Annotated in this window: 10 protein-coding genes; 4 read left to right on the top strand and 6 right to left on the bottom strand. The window is 71.0% G+C overall.

Annotated elements, in window-relative coordinates; genetic code table 11:
- Positions 1-2 precede the first annotated feature (2 nt).
- Entirely contained in the window at positions 3-281 is a 279-nt protein-coding gene (yccX, locus tag WMF46_RS42605; RefSeq protein WP_012240542.1) for an acylphosphatase, read from the bottom strand.
- 419 nt (positions 282-700) lie between these two features.
- Here yccX and rho point away from each other — a divergent pair, with 419 nt between their 5' ends.
- The 4 genes from rho (at position 701) to WMF46_RS42585 (ending at position 6,966) form a co-directional block, all read left to right on the top strand.
- Positions 701-1,948 carry a transcription termination factor Rho gene (gene rho / locus WMF46_RS42600; protein WP_012240541.1) on the top strand — a complete coding sequence of 416 codons (1,248 nt, stop codon included), beginning with the start codon at positions 701-703 and terminating at the stop codon, positions 1,946-1,948.
- Between the two features lie 116 nt (positions 1,949-2,064).
- Positions 2,065-4,149 (top strand): GAF domain-containing protein, encoded by a 2,085-nt coding sequence (locus tag WMF46_RS42595; protein WP_437982474.1) that lies wholly within the window; start codon positions 2,065-2,067, stop codon positions 4,147-4,149.
- Between the two features lie 49 nt (positions 4,150-4,198).
- The gene (locus WMF46_RS42590) at positions 4,199-5,293 is read left to right on the top strand and encodes a (Fe-S)-binding protein (RefSeq protein ID WP_437982473.1); all 1,095 of its coding nucleotides are present in this window, start codon (positions 4,199-4,201) and stop codon (positions 5,291-5,293) included.
- The gene (locus WMF46_RS42585; protein WP_437982472.1) at positions 5,290-6,966 is read left to right on the top strand and encodes an ATP-binding protein; all 1,677 of its coding nucleotides are present in this window, start codon (positions 5,290-5,292) and stop codon (positions 6,964-6,966) included. Before WMF46_RS42590 ends, WMF46_RS42585 begins: the two co-directional genes overlap by 4 nt.
- Before the next feature lie 69 nt (positions 6,967-7,035).
- On the opposite strand, the gene WMF46_RS42580 is transcribed toward WMF46_RS42585, so the two are convergent.
- The 5 genes from WMF46_RS42580 to grxC form a co-directional block, all read right to left on the bottom strand.
- Complete coding sequence (locus WMF46_RS42580; protein WP_437982471.1) at positions 7,036-8,601, bottom strand: serine/threonine protein kinase; 1,566 nt, start codon at positions 8,599-8,601, stop codon at positions 7,036-7,038.
- A 267-nt stretch (positions 8,602-8,868) separates the two neighbouring features.
- Positions 8,869-10,836 (bottom strand): acetate--CoA ligase, encoded by a 1,968-nt coding sequence (gene acs / locus WMF46_RS42575; protein WP_437982470.1) that lies wholly within the window; start codon positions 10,834-10,836, stop codon positions 8,869-8,871.
- Positions 10,837-11,106: 270 nt separating this feature from the next.
- Positions 11,107-12,339: a hypothetical protein gene (locus WMF46_RS42570; RefSeq protein ID WP_437982469.1), complete on the bottom strand. Its 1,233-nt coding sequence runs from the start codon at positions 12,337-12,339 to the stop codon at positions 11,107-11,109.
- Positions 12,340-12,346: 7 nt separating this feature from the next.
- Complete coding sequence (locus WMF46_RS42565) at positions 12,347-14,002, bottom strand: serine/threonine-protein kinase (protein ID WP_437982468.1); 1,656 nt, start codon at positions 14,000-14,002, stop codon at positions 12,347-12,349.
- Positions 14,003-14,194: 192 nt separating this feature from the next.
- Complete coding sequence (grxC, locus tag WMF46_RS42560) at positions 14,195-14,488, bottom strand: glutaredoxin 3 (protein WP_044966993.1); 294 nt, start codon at positions 14,486-14,488, stop codon at positions 14,195-14,197.
- Positions 14,489-14,517 lie beyond the last annotated feature (29 nt).

The raw sequence follows: 14,517 nt of genomic DNA, 5'->3' as shown, positions 1-14,517 counted from the left end.
CCTCAATCCGTGATGCGAAAGTCGAAGAAATCGCCGGAGAAGCCCCGCCACCGGACGTCGACGCGCTCGACCCGCGCCGCGCTCGGGCCGCGGTTCGCCCAGGCGATGAGCTCCTTCAGCTCGTCTTCCTCCCCCTCGGCGAGGACCTCGACGCTGCCGTCGGAGCGGTTTTTCACCCAGCCGGTGAGGCCGAGCCGCTTGGCCTCGCGCTGCGTGGAGGCACGAAAGAAGACGCCCTGGACGCGACCGCGGACGAACAGCTGAACCTGTTTGAGCCCCATGGAACCAGCTTGACTTAGCCGCGCGTTCCGGGGGAGGCAACTTCAGGCAGCACCTGGGAGCCACGGGCAGTTCGCCCGCGCCGTTCTTCGTACGGACGGCGCGGGCGACCTGTGTCCGTGCCGCGCCCCACGACGCGCGCGCATCGTCCGTGCCCCCCGCCGCGCATTGACAGAGCAGACGCGCTTGATAGAGTCGCCGCCCGATCGGCAAGCACAGCCCGCCGATCGAGCGACATGAACGTGAGGGGCGCCGGTTGCGAGGCGAGCCCTCTTCCCTCTGGCGACCCGCCGACATCGACGACATGCTCGGCCCCGCCTCGGGTCCGACCCGCTAGACCCCCCCCAACAAAAACCAACGACCGGCGGCCTCCACGCCCTTGACAGGGCACGCGCCGTCGCATCCTGGAGCTTTCCGACTCATGCACCTCAGGGAACTGAAGCAGAAACCGATGGCCGAGCTCGTCCAGATGGCGAAGGGGCTCAACATCGAGGGCGCTGCCGGGCTGCGCAAGCAGGAGGTCATCTTCGCTCTCCTGCAGGCCCACGCGGCGCAGGACCAGCCGGTCTACGGCGAGGGCGTGCTCGAATGCCTGCCCGACGGCTTCGGCTTCCTCCGGGCGCCGGACTACAACTACCTGCCGGGTCCGGACGACATCTACGTCTCGCCGTCCCAGATCCGGCGCTTCAACCTCCGCACCGGCGACAGCGTGAGCGGCTCCATCCGGCCGCCGAAGGAGCGCGAGGCGTACTTCGCGCTGCTCAAGGTCGACAAGATCAACGGCGAGCCCCCCGAGGTCGCGCGCGACAAGATCCTGTTCGACAACCTCACGCCCCTCTACCCGCAGCAGAAGTTCAACATCGAGAACGGGACGAAGAGCTTCTCGACCCGCATCATCGACATGCTCTGCCCCATCGGGAAGGGGCAGCGCTGCCTCATCGTCTCGCCGCCCCGCGCGGGCAAGACGGTGCTGCTCCAGCAGATCGCCAACGCGATCTCCGCGAACCACCCGGACACGACGCTGATCGTGCTGCTCATCGACGAGCGCCCGGAGGAGGTGACCGACATGCAGCGCACCGTGAAGGGCGAGGTGATCAGCTCGACCTTCGACGAGCCCCCGACGCGGCACGTGCAGGTCGCCGAGATGGTGATCGAGAAGGCGAAGCGCCTCGTCGAGCACAAGCACGACGTCGTGATCTTGCTGGACTCGATCACCCGCCTGGCGCGCGCGTACAACACGGTCGTCCCGCCGAGCGGCAAGATCCTCTCCGGCGGCGTCGACTCGAACGCGCTGCACAAGCCGAAGCGGTTCTTCGGCGCCGCGCGCAACGTCGAGGAGGGCGGCTCGCTGACGATCGTCGCCACCGCGCTCGTCGACACGGGCTCGCGCATGGACGAGGTCATCTTCGAGGAGTTCAAGGGCACGGGTAACAGCGAGATCCACCTGGATCGCAAGCTGATGGAGAAGCGGATCTTCCCCTGCCTCGACATCAACAAGAGCGCGACCCGCAAGGAAGAGCTGCTGCTGCCGGAGTGGATCCTCCAGCGCGTGTGGCTGCTCCGCCAGCTGCTGCACCCCCTCAACGTCATCGACTCGATGGAATTCCTCCTGGACAAGGTGAGCCGCACCGAGACCAATCAGGAATTCCTCGAGAGCATGAACCAGTAACGGCACGTCCTAGGGGCGCTCCCGGCGGTCGTCGGGAGCGCTCTCTGTCACGCGAACGGTCCGCGCAGGGGCCCGCGCGCGCGCTCCTCCGGGCGAAGTCGTGTTAGCGTCTCCTGGTGACCGCGAAGGCGGAACAACGCACGAAGGCGCTGCAGGCTCGCGTACAGGAGCTCGAGGCGCGCCTCGCCCACGCCGACAAGACGGTGCGGGCGCTCCGGGATGTCGGGCTAGCCCTTGGCAGCACCCTGGATCTCGACCAGCTCCTCGCGCTGATCCTGAACAAGATCACCGAGCTGCTCGACGCGGACCGAGCCACCCTCTACCTGCTCGACGAGCAGCGGCAGCGGCTCTTGTCGCGCATCATCATCGGCGAGGAGGCGCGCGCGATCGAGCTGCCCGTCGGCGCGGGGATCGCGGGCCATGTCGCCAAGATGGGGCGCACCGTCCGCGTGAAGGACGCCTACCGGGATCGCCGGTTCCAGCGCGACTGGGACGAGGTCACGGGGTACCGCACCCGCTCGATCCTCGCCGCGCCGATGAAGAACCACGTCGGCCGGACCATCGGGGTCATCCAGGTCCTGAACAAGCACGGGGAAGGGGAGTTCTCGGTCCATGACGAGGAGCTGCTGAGCGCGCTGGCGACGCAGGCGGCCGTCTCGATCGACAACTCGCGGCTGTTCCTCTCGGTGATCCAGAAGAACACGCAACTCGTGGAGACGAAGGAGCAGCTCGAGCACCGCGTGAGCGACCTCAAGCTGCTCTTCGACCTCGAGAGCGCGATGGGTCGCGCGACCACGATGGAGGACCTCGCGCGCGCGGTCATCACGGAGGCCGGCAGGGCGTGCGAGGCGCGGGCGGGGGGGATGCTCGTCGACGAGATCGAGGGCGGGCTGTTCCTCTACTTCTTCGATCTCGCGGCGTTCGACGGGGGCAGCGAGCCGCCCCGCGCGCCCGCCCTCGGAGAGGAGCCGGAGGGCGTCGTGGGCGTGGCCCCCCCGGGGCCGGCGGTGAAGCGCATCGCGATGCGCCGCGGCGAAGGGGTGGTCGGGCGCGCCATGGTGAACAACGAGGCGGTGTTCTTCTCGCGCGAGGGCGGGGGCCGGGAGCCGGACGACACGCTCGTGTCGCCGCGGCTCGCCCAGCTCGTCGGCGCGGAGCTCAGGACGGCGATCGCCGTGCCGCTCGAGGGCGAGGACGCGGTGCCGATCGGCTCCATGGCCCTCTACAACTCCAGGAACCCCCACGGCTTCTCGAAGGACGATCGCGCGCTGCTGCGGCTCGTGTCGGCGAACGCGTCGACCGCGCTGCGCCTGTTCCGGTCGCGCCTTGAGCGGGAGCAGAGCGAGCGGCTCACCACGATCGGGCGCCTGCTCTCGGGCGTGATGCACGACATGCGCACGCCGCTCACGGTGATCAGCGGTTACGTCCAGCTCATGGCCGGCGCTCCCGACGCGGCGACGAGGGAGGACCACGCGCGGCTGATCCTCAAGCAGTTCGACGTCATCAGCGCGATGCAGCGCGAGGTGCTGGAGTTCGCGCGCGGCGAGCGGAGCATCCTCGTGCGCAAGGTGTACTTGACCAAGTTCTTCGGCGACATCGAGAAGCAGCTGGAGCACGAGCTCGCCGGGACCGGCATCTCGCTGTCCCTGGAGCTCGAGGACCGAGGGACCGCTCGGTTCGACGAGGCGAAGATGACGCGGCTCCTGCACAACCTGGTCCGCAACGCGGTCGAGGCGATGCGGCCAGGCGGGGGCACAGTGACGATCCGCGCCTACCGCGACGGGGGCGACCTCGCGATCTGCGTCGCGGACACCGGGAAGGGGATCCCCAAGGAGATCCAGGGCCGCCTCTTCCAGTCGTTCGTCACCTCCGGCAAGCGCGGCGGCACCGGCCTCGGGCTCGCGATCGTGAAGAAGATCGTCGACGAGCACGCCGGGACGATCACGGTCGCGTCGTCCGACAAGGGCGCGAAGTTCACCATCCGCCTGCCCCAGGAGAGCGCGCCGTCGCGGTCTCCCGGGACCGCAGGGGGGCAGCCCCAGCTGGTGTCGACGGACGGCGGCTCGGCGACCAAGGCGGGCGCGAGCGTCGCGCCGGTCGTTCACGAGGGCATCCCCCGCCGCAGGCCGGCGGGCTCAGCTCCCGTCACCCCCGTGAACGAGCGGGGCCGACGCTCGTCCAGCAACGGCTCGGGCGCCTGACGCGCTCCCGCCGCTTGCGCGAGGCGCACCCGATGGAGAGACTCGAACGGTGTCCCAGCTCCGCCTGAAGCTCCTCGAGCCGCACCGGACGTCGCTCGAGAAGTGCGTCTACTGCCCCAAGCTCTCCCGCGCCGCCTGCCCCGTGTCGAACGTCGAGGCGAACGAGACGGTGACGCCGTGGGGGAAGATGTCGATGGCGTACTTCGCCGCGCGCGGCGACGTGCCGCTCGACGCAGGTCACGCGGATCCGGCCTGGGCGTGCTCCGCGTGCTTCGGGTGCCGCGAGCGCTGCGATCACAAGAACGAGGTGGCCACGGTGCTGACGGACGCGCGCGCGGAGCTCTTCGCGCGCGATCTCGCGCCGGAGGGGGCCAGGCGCGTGGCGGAGCGCTTCTCGGCCCGCGAGGAGGGCCGCGCCGGTGAGCTCGACGCGCGCTCTCGATCGGCCGCGGCCGCGCCCGACGCGGTCCACGTGCTGCTCGGCTGCGGCTACGAGCGTCACGCGCCGGACGTCGCCCGCGACGCGCTCGACGCGACAGAGGCGCTGACGGGCGCCCCGGCCCGCCCGGTGCGCGCCTGCTGCGGGTTGCCGCTGCTGTACGCCGGCGATCGCCCGGGCTTCGAGGCCGCCGCGCGGCGGCTCGCCGCGGAGGTCGCGCCCGGGGGGCGCTTCGTCGCCGTCGATCCCGGGTGCGCGCGCGCCGTGCGCGTCGAGTACCCGCGCGCGGGGGTGAGCGTGAAGGCCCCGGAGCTGTTCGTCGATCTCGCGCGCTCGTCGCTCGACAGGCTGCAGCGATCGGCGTCGGAGCGGCGGGTGCGCTACCACGATCCCTGCCAGCTCGGGCGCGGCCTCGATCGCTATGACGCGCCCCGGGAGATCCTCGCCCGCATCACGGGGCGCCCGCCGGAGGAGTTCATCCACCGCCGCGAGCACGCCGACTGCAGCGGCGGCGGCGGTCTCCTGCCCGCCACGCGTCCCGCGTCGTCCGCCGCCATCGCCGACGCCAGGATCGCGGAGCACCGCGCGCTCGGTGGCGGGCTGCTCGTGACGCACTGCGCGCAGAGCCTCCAGCGGTTCAGGACGCGGGGCGAGCCGGCGGAGGACCTCGCGAGCCTCGTCGCGCGGGCCGTCGCGCCGCGATGACCGCGCCGCCGCCAGCCGCGGACGAGGCGCGTGGCGGCGCCGCGGGGCCGGAGGAGCGCGCGCCCCAGAAGCGGCGCACGGTCGCGGGGAGGCTCCTCGCGAGCTACCTCGTGGTGCTCGCCGCCTTCGCGCTGACCGTCGGCTGGAGCGTCCAGGCGCTGCGGGCAGCCTCGCGCGACGCCCAGCTGCTGCGCGCCGGGTACGTCCCGCTGCTGCTCCGCATCGGCGAGGTCCTGGCCGAGCAGAACGTCTTCAACGCCCAGCTCAACCACATCACCGCCGCGAAGAACCCGGGGGACGTGCGCGAGTGGATCGAGACCGCGAGGCGGACCCGCCCGCTCGCGTTCTCGATCGTCAAGGACGCCGCCCGGGCGCTCGCCGGCGCCGATGAGAAGGCGACCGGCGGGGACGCCCGCGTCGGGCAGGCGGCCGCGTCGTCCGGCGTCCGCCGGTTCAGCGACGAGGTCGCGGCCGAGGTGGCGGCGATCGAGCGGCTCGTCGGCGCCAGCCCGGAGCGGTTCGCCCAGCTCTTCCAGGCGCTCGCCGTCGGCGACCGCGACCTCGCCGAGCGCACGCGCGACGAGCTGGTCAAGCGAGAGGTCGAGGGCGCGCAGCGGTTGCGGGCGATCAGGAGCCGCGTCGAGGGGCAAATGGCGAGCCTCACCGACGAGGCGGAGCTGCGCGAGGAGCGCTCGATGCACCTGCTCCTCGGGCTGGGCGTACTGACGCTCCTCGTCGGCGTGATGATGTCGCTGTACGCGCGGCGTGTGCTCGCCCCGTTGACCGCGGTCACCGAGCGGGCCAACGCCGTCGCGCGCGGCGACCTCACCCCGAAGCAGGCGCTCGCGACGAACGACGAGATCGGCGAGCTCGCGACGACGTTCGAGGACATGGTCGCCGCGATCCGCCGCGCGCGCGCCGAGCTCGTGAACGCCGAGCGGCTGGCGGCGATCGGGAAGATGGCCGCGCACGTCACGCACGAGATCAGGAACCCGCTGTCGTCGATCGGGCTGAACCTGGAGCTGCTCGAGGAGGAGGTGGCGCGCGCCTCCGCCGCGGACACCCCTGACGCGGAGCTCAGGCCGGTGATGAAGGAGTCGGCGCAGCTCGTCACCGCCATCCGGGCCGAGGTGGATCGCCTGTCTCGCATCGCGGAGCAGTACCTCAGCGTCGCCCGCCGCCCCCGCCCGCGCGTGGAGCCAGAGCGGGTGGACGACCTGGTGCAGGAGCTGGTGGCGTTCGTGAGGCCCGAGCTCGACCGCGCCGGCGTCGCGGTTCGTGTCGAGGTGGAGGAGGCGGGGCCCGAGATCCTCCTCGACGAGTCGCAGATCCGTCAGGCGCTCCTGAATTTGCTCCGCAACGCGCGCGAGGCGATGCCGAAGGGCGGCGAGATCGTCGTGAGCGTCAGCTTCTCGAGCGGCGCCGCGACCATCGCGGTCGACGACACGGGCCCCGGCGTACCGGAGGAGCTGCGCGCGTCGATCTTCGACCCCTTCTTCACGACGAAGCAGCGCGGCACGGGGCTCGGGCTCGCGGTCACGCGGGACATCATCGAGGCGCACGGCGGCACGATCTCGTGCGAGCCGCGCGCGGCGGGGGGAACGCGGTTCCGGATCGCGCTGCCCGCCGGGCGCTCACCGGCCCAGGGCCGCGCCGCGGACGCGGTGCCGTGAGCCGCGCCGGCCGCGGCGCGCTCGCGCGGCGGAGAGCGGCACGTCTGACGCGGAGCCGCTGCGCGCGGCCTATTTCGGCATGTCCAGGTACTCGAGGGCATACCCCATGAGGAGGAAGCCCACGACGGCGAACAGGATCGCCGCGAGCACATAGACGATGGTTCGAAGCGTCCGCGCTGGAGGCGGCGCCGGAGGCCGCTGCTCGATCGGCTCTGGCTCACCGGCGGTGGCAGGCCCCAGGCTCGCCGAGCCCATGCTTGGCCGCACGGGTCTGTAGACGAGCGTCGGACCCTGGCTGGTCGTCGACCCGCCCGAGCTGTCCTCGGAGAAATCCGGGAGCGTCCGCGGCGTCACGGGGTGGGACACGAGCGGGGGCACGAGCTCTCGGGCCGCGTTGTTGAGCACCATGGTGCCGTTCGGGCCGGTCCATTGGACGGGCGCCACCGCCGTCTGTACGCCCGGCGCGCGCCCGCCGGGCATGTACGGCGGGAGCTGGCCCTCGTTCTGCGTGAGCGGCGGCTGCCCGAGGGGGTGGGCCGGCCGCTCAGGCTCGCCGTGCGGGCGCACCCCGGTCTCGACCCGCGGTTGCGCCCCCGGGTCGGTCGCCGTGCGGATCAAGATGGGGTCGATCGGCGGCACCGGGAGCTTGACCGCGCCGGACGACGGGGGCTTGTAGCTCGGGTGCGCTGGCGGGATGGGCGAGCTGAGCGCATGGCCGGAGGCGCTGCTTGCCGGCAGCGTAGAGACGGGTGAGCCGCTGACCGGATGGCTGGAGCTCCTCGCCGGCCGCAGCTCCCGCCAGGCGGTGAGCCCCTCGAGCGCGCTCTGGAAGCGGTCCGCGGGCTCCCGCGCCAGCCCCTTCGCGAGGAACGCCTCGAGGCGCGGGTCGACGGGCCCGTCCATCGCCTCGGCCAGCGTCCGCGCGTCGGTCTTCTGCTTCATCTCGACCATGATGAGCAGGTTGCGCGCCTGGTAAGGCAGCTGGCCGCTCATCGACTGGTAGATCATCGTGGCGCAGGCGTAGATGTCCGCGCGGTGGTCGACCGTCTTCGCCTTGCCGATCTGCTCGGGCGGCATGAACGAGAACGTGCCCAGGCTCTGGCCCATCTCGGTCAGGGTCTCCGCTCCCATCTCCTTCGGCAGCTTGGAGATGCCGAAGTCGAGGATCTTGACCCGCTTCGACCCGTCGGGGCGCGCCTCGATGTACACGTTCGACGGCTTCAGATCGCGGTGGATGATCCCGGCGCGGTGCGCGTCGGCGAGCCCCATCCAGACCTGCTCGATGATCGGGTGAAGCTCCTCGAAATCGATCGGTCCCGTCCGCTTCAGCCGATCGATCAGCGACTCGCCCTCGAGCAGCTCGAACACGAGGACGATGCCGTGATCGGGGTCCTCCTCGACGTCGAGGATCTCGGTGACGTGATCGCTGTTGATGGATCCCGCGGCGCGCGCCTCGCGCCGGAACCGCTCGGCCGCGGACGACTTGGCCTTCGACTCGGCGCGCAGGAGCTTGATCGCCACCTGACGGCCGGTGCGGATGTTCTCCGCGGCGAACACCTCACCCATGCCGCCGCGGCCGAGCTGGCGGATGATGCGATACCGGTTCGCAACGACGGTTCCAGCTTCGAGCTCCAAGCGCGCCCTCGCCCCAGAGTATCCTCCGCGACGATGCAGAGGATCAAATTCTCCGGCGCGAACGAGGAGATCCGACCGTAAGCCGCGGGATGCCGGTCGTGGGCCGCCGTCGCTCTTCCCAGGGCCGAGCGCGGCAGAAGAGCCGCAGGATCGAGCTCTTCCGTAGGTTCTCCTCCCCTCCGCCGAGGAGCAGGCGCTGCGCCGTCGCGCGCGGCGCCTTCGCGTCGGTCGCAGGGGCACGGCCGCGCCCCTGCGCCGCCGCGGGGCTCACTCCTCTTCTTGCTGGCGGAGCTTCGCCATGACGCTCAGGTCCTCGAGCGTCGAGGTATCGCCGGTCAGCTCTCGACCAGCGGCGACGTCCTTCAGGAGCCGGCGCATGATCTTGCCGCTGCGGGTCTTCGGCAGGGCGTCCGCGAAGCGGATGGCGTCGGGGCGCGCGAACTTGCCGATCTCCTTGGCGACGTGCTCGCCGAGCTTTGCCTGGAGCTCCGGCCCGGCCTTCACCCCCGGCCGGAGCGAGACGAACACCACGAGCGCCTGTCCCTTGAGGTCGTCCGGGCGACCGACCGCGGCCGCCTCTGCGACGGAGGGGTGAGACACGAGCGCGCTCTCGATCTCGGCCGTCCCGATGCGGTGGCCGGCCACGTTCAGCACGTCGTCGATGCGACCGACGACCCAGAAGTAGCCGTCCTCGTCGCGGCGCGCGCCGTCGCCGGTGAAGTAGCAGCCCTCGACGTCGCTGAAGTATGTTTTGCGGAAGCGCTCGTCGTCGCCCCACACCGTGCGCAGCATCGACGGCCACGCCTGCTTCAGGACGAGCAGCCCGCCCTCGCCCGCCGCGACGGGCTTGCCGTCCTTCGTCACGACCTCGGGCACGACGCCGAACATCGGCAGCCCGGTCGACCCCGGCTTCGAGGACGACGCGCCGGGCAGCGTGGTCATCATGATCGAGCCCGTCTCCGTCTGCCACCAGGTGTCCACGATCGGGCAGCGGCCGCCGCCGATGGTCCGGTGGTACCAGACCCACGCCTCGGGGTTGATCGGCTCGCCGACCGAGCCGAGGAGCCTGAGGCTCGACAGATCGCTCTTCGCGGGCCACTCGTCGCCCTGCCGCATGAAGGCGCGGATGGCCGTGGGGGCGGTGTAGAGGATGGTGACTCCGTGCTTCTCGATCAGCCGCCAGAAGCGGCCCCAGTCGGGGAAGTTCGGGGCGCCTTCGTACATGAGGCACGTCGCGCCGTTCGAGAGCGGGCCGTACACGATGTAGCTGTGGCCCGTCACCCAGCCGACGTCGGCGGTGCACCAGTAGACGTCGTCCTCACGCAGATCGAAGACGTACTTCGTCGTGACGTACGCGCCGACCAGGTAGCCGGCGGTCGTGTGGAGCACCCCCTTGGGCTTCCCGGTCGAGCCGCTCGTGTAGAGGATGAAGAGCGGGTGCTCGGCGTCGACGATCGCCGGCTCGCAGGCGGGGGCGGCCCCGGCGAGCAGATCGTGCCAGAAGACGTCGCGGCCCTCCGTCATCTGCACCTCGCAGCGCTCCTTGCCGAGGTGCTGGTACACGACGACGCGCGTCGCGCTCTTCGCCTCCGGCTGCGCGAGCGCCTTGTCGACGGTCGCCTTCAGCGGCACGACCTGCCCGCGCCGGTACGCGCCGTCCTGCGTGATGACGAGCTTGGCCTGGCTGTCGTGGATGCGGTCGCGGAGCGCGTCCGCGGCGAAGCCGCCGAACACGACGGTGTGCACCGCGCCGAGGCGCGCGCAGGCGAGCATCGCCACGGCGACCTCGGGGACCATGCCCATGTAGATCGCGACCCGGTCCCCCTTCTCGATGCCGAGCCGCTTGAGCGCGTTGGCGAGCAGCAGCGTCTCGCGATGGAGCTGGGCGTAGGTCAACGTGCGCGTGGCGCCGTGCTCACCTTCCCAGATGATGGCGGCCTTGTTCTTGGTGGCCGTCGTCAGGTGTCGATCGAGGCAGCTCTCCGTGACGTTGAGGGTGGCGCCGAGGAACCATTTGGCGTGCGGCAAGGACCAGTCGCTGGTCGTGGTCCACGGCGTGCGGAACACGAGGTCGCTCGTCTCCCGGCGCCAGAACGCGTCCGGCTGCTCGATGCTCTCGCGGTAGAGCGCCTCGTAGGTCGCCTGCGCGCCGACGCGCGCACGACGCGAGAACTCGGCCGGCGGCTCGAACCGGCGCGTCTCCTTGAGCAACGACGTGATGGCATCCTGCGACATGGTCACCCCTTGAGGGGACGGCGGCAGCCGATCCCCGGCTGACGTTGAAGGGGACGGCGGCAGCCGATCCCCGGCCGACGTTGAAGGGGACGGCGGCAGCCGATCCCCGGCTGACACGATTGCAGAGGACGGCAGCAGCCGATCCCCGGCCCATGCTCTCCGCTGGAGAGCGCGGCGAACCTCTACGGCTCACCGCGAGGGCGTGCGAGGATACATCCGTCAAGCGGCAGAACAAGGATGGAACGAGCGGTCGGGATCGGCAGAGGCCGATCACCAGAACGCATAGCCGGCGTGCAAGCTGCCTCCCAGCTGCAGCAGCACGGCCGAGTAGAGCGTGACGTCGTCCTCGTCGCGGTTCTTGTAGCTGATGCCGCGCGACGACTGGAAGTAGCTGTCGAGCGAGAACCCGAGGAGCACGCCCCCGAGGTCCAGCTCGACGCCCACCTCGGAGAACACGAACGCGTTCACCCCGGCGGCCTTCTGACACAGGCCTTTGCAGATGTCTCCGTCCTGCGTCTTGATGCTGTCGAACTTCACGGAATCGTAGGTGAGACCGCCCCCGATCGAGCCCACGAACCGCCAGGTCTGCCCAGGGGTCATCAGGCGGACGTTCAGCCCGAGGCGCGTCGAGCCGAGCGTGTAACTGGCGTTCGGGTAAGCGGGGTCGTCCGAGCCGGTCGCGATGTTCGCGTACTGGAGCATCACGTCGAACGCCGCGGGGGTGTTCACGCGGTATCCCACCCGGATCGAGCCAGCCCCGCCGCTGTTCGCCTCCGGCGCCGGGAAGGCTCTCGGGTGGCCGAGCGGCCAGAGCAACGACGCGGCGCCGATCACATAGTAGCCCTGCGGCGGGAGCGAGAGGGGCACCGGCTTCGGCGGAGGGGGCAGGGGCGGCGTGAACGGCTGCGCCGCCGGCGGCGCGGGGGCTCTGTCCGGGACCAGCGCGAGCTTCACCTTCTTGTCGCGCTCGCCGCTCACGACGGTGACGCTCTCGTCGGCGCTCGCGTGCCCCTCGGCGCGCGCGCCGATGCGGTGCACCCCCGGCCCGAGCTCCACGACCCGCGTCCCCGAGGACGAGGGGGGCTGTTCCTCGCCGTCGATGATCAGCGTGGCGGTCTGTGGGCTGAGCTCGATCGTGAGATGGGCGAGGAGCGCGCGCATCTCCTCGATGGCGCTGCGCGCCGTCTTCTCGTCGCCCTCATCCATCGTGTCGCGGTGCTGCGCGAGCGCGCGCTCGAGCGCCGCGATGGCCCTCGGGTAGTTGAAGAGGGCCTTCTCGGCGAGCGCGATGTTGAACAGCGGGCTGGCCTTCGGCTTCTCCTTGTAGGCCGCCTCGAACTCGACGACCGCGGCCCGGTAGTTCCTGTCCTGGAACAGCTTGATGCCGTTCTCCATGTGCTGCCGGTACGGCTCGACCTGCGCGAGCGCCGGCGAGAGCTGCACGGCCAGGCCGAGCGTCGCGGCGCAGAGCGCCAGCGTGAGTCGTCCGTGTGATCTGCCCAATCCCGCCTCAGTCGACCTTGAGCTGCAAACCAGCCGCGACCCCCGCCGGCTTCTGCGTCGCGACCGCCGGGGCGGCCTGCGCCGGACCGGCGGCCTTCGCCCCGGCGCCAGCGCCCCTGGGGCGGGCCGCGAAGGGGAGCGCCGTCGCCTTCTTCGGGCTGGGCTCGGCCTTGGGCGCCGGAGCGAGCGCGACGGGCGCCGCGGTCGTGGCCTCGGCCGGAGGCGGCGCCGGTGTCACGGCCGCCGGCAGCGGGTGGAGCAGGACGTCGATCGGGGAGTTGCCGTCCTGGAGCGTCACCTCCTTGTCCACGGGCGTGTAGCCGGAGGCCTCGATGCGCACACGCTTCGTCTCGCCCGTGCGGCCGCGCAGCGTGCGGTCGGCCAGCGCCGCGCCGTCGACGGTGAAGAGGGCGCCTTCGGCGTTCGTCCGGAGCTCGACGGAGACCTGGGTGGGCAGCGCAGGCGCGGTGGCCACCGTGCCCGCCTCCGGCGAGCGGCGCGCGTGAAGGACCGCGCCGGCGAGCCCGCCAACCAGCGCGACAAGCGCCACCGCGGCGAACGCGAGTCGCCGCGGGCCGCGCGCGCCCGTGGGCCCGCTGCTCGACCAGCCCACCTTCGAGCCGCTCCCGTGCACCTCGAGCGTCGGATCCAGCCCGATGCTCGGATCACCCGGTGTCTGCTTCGCCGGCGTCTGCCCGAGGGCGCCAGGAGCGCTCGTCGTGTGCGCTCCGAGCTCGTCGCTCGAGCTGCGCCGTGACGCGAGGAGCCCGCCGGCGCCGGCGACGAGGGCGTCCAGGAAATCTCGCGCGGAGGAGAACCTCGCGTCCCTGTCCCGCGTGAGCGCCTTCGCGATCACGCGCGCGATCGGCTCGGGGACGGCCGGGTTGCTCATCCGCACGTCGAGGGCGTCCTTCATGCAGATGTTGACGATCACCTGCTCGTACGAGCCGCCGCTGTGCGGCGGGTGTCCCGTGAGACACTCGTAGAGGATCGCGCCGACGGCCCAGAGATCCGTCCTGCCGTCCACGTCGGGCATCGCCTGCGCCTGCTCCGGCGACATGTAGAACGGCGTTCCGAGCACCGTGCCCTGCCGGGTCAACGTGTGGGCCGGAGCGCCGTCGGCGCGGCGCACCTTCGAGATGCCGAAGTCCAGGATCTTGGCGAAGTTCGGGTCGTCGTCGCGGTCGACAAGGAAGACGTTGTCCGGCTTGAGGTCGCGGTGGACGATGCCCGCCTCGTGGGCGCGGTGGAGGCCGCGGAGCAGCTGCGCGGTCACGTGGAGCGCCTCGCCGAGATCGAGCCTGCCGCAGCGCCGGATGCGGTGGCCCAGATCCTCGCCGCGGAGCAGCTCCATGACGAGGAAGGGGATGTCGTCGGCGAAGCCGGCGTCGAAGATCTCGACGATGTGCGCGCTCTCGACGGCGCTCGCCGCCTGCGCCTCGCGGTGGAACCGTGCCACCGCGTCCTTGTTCTGCGCGAGATCGGCGTCGACGAACTTCATCGCGACGCGCTTGCCGATGGCGGTATTCACCGCCTCGTAGACCGTGCCCATCCCGCCACGCCCGATCGTCCGTACGATTTCGTACTTCTGAACCCGCTTTCCGACGAGCGCCCCCTCGACCAGCTGGGTCGCTGCGGCGGTGGTGTCGGTGCTGCTAGGCATGGCGGTTCGACGTGGGGGGGAAGCGGACGAAGCCCGTGAAGCCCTTTGGACGAACCGCATCAAAGAAAGCTGCGCCCCGTCCCCGCGCGGCAGCTTATCACCTCCTCACGCCGGGGTGCACCTTCGCCGGCGGGGCTCGAGGGGTGCGTCCGACGAGGATTCTCCGTCGTACCTCAGCCACCCTCATCCGCCTCAGCGCGGCATGGGCGGTGCGTCCGCGCTCGGCGCCTCGCCGAGGCGCGGATCGAGCCCCCCCTCCTTGTCCAGGGCCGAGAGGTCGCTGAATCCGCCGATGCTGGCTCCATTGATGAAGATCTGAGGAACCGTCCGCTGCCCGGAGGCCTTGACGAGCCAGGCGCGGAGGTCATCGCGGTTCTCCACGTTGATCTCCGTGAAGCGCGCCTGCTTCTGCGTCAGCAGACGCTTCGCCATGGCGCAGTATGGGCAGTAGTCGGTGACGTAGATGGTGACTTCGGCTGCTTGCATGGGCATCTCGTCCTCTTTCCTTTCCCGGG

Origin of the sequence: Sorangium sp. So ce117 (genome assembly GCF_051524395.1) — a bacterium.
Classification (GTDB): domain Bacteria; phylum Myxococcota_A; class Polyangia; order Polyangiales; family Polyangiaceae; genus Sorangium; species Sorangium cellulosum_B.
The sequence above is the reverse complement of the archived record's forward strand: the minus strand, read 5'-3'. Positions and strand labels throughout refer to the sequence as shown.

Excerpts from the sequence above, each read along its gene's own strand:
- yccX (WP_012240542.1), bottom strand. The coding sequence starts at position 281 with ATGGGGCTCAAACAGGTTCAGCTGTTCGTCCGCGGTCGCGTCCAGGGC.
- rho (WP_012240541.1), top strand. The coding sequence starts at position 701 with ATGCACCTCAGGGAACTGAAGCAGAAACCGATGGCCGAGCTCGTCCAG.
- WMF46_RS42585 (WP_437982472.1), top strand. The coding sequence starts at position 5,290 with ATGACCGCGCCGCCGCCAGCCGCGGACGAGGCGCGTGGCGGCGCCGCG.
- acs (WP_437982470.1), bottom strand. The coding sequence starts at position 10,836 with ATGTCGCAGGATGCCATCACGTCGTTGCTCAAGGAGACGCGCCGGTTC.
- WMF46_RS42565 (WP_437982468.1), bottom strand. The coding sequence starts at position 14,002 with ATGCCTAGCAGCACCGACACCACCGCCGCAGCGACCCAGCTGGTCGAG.
- grxC (WP_044966993.1), bottom strand. The coding sequence starts at position 14,488 with ATGCAAGCAGCCGAAGTCACCATCTACGTCACCGACTACTGCCCATAC.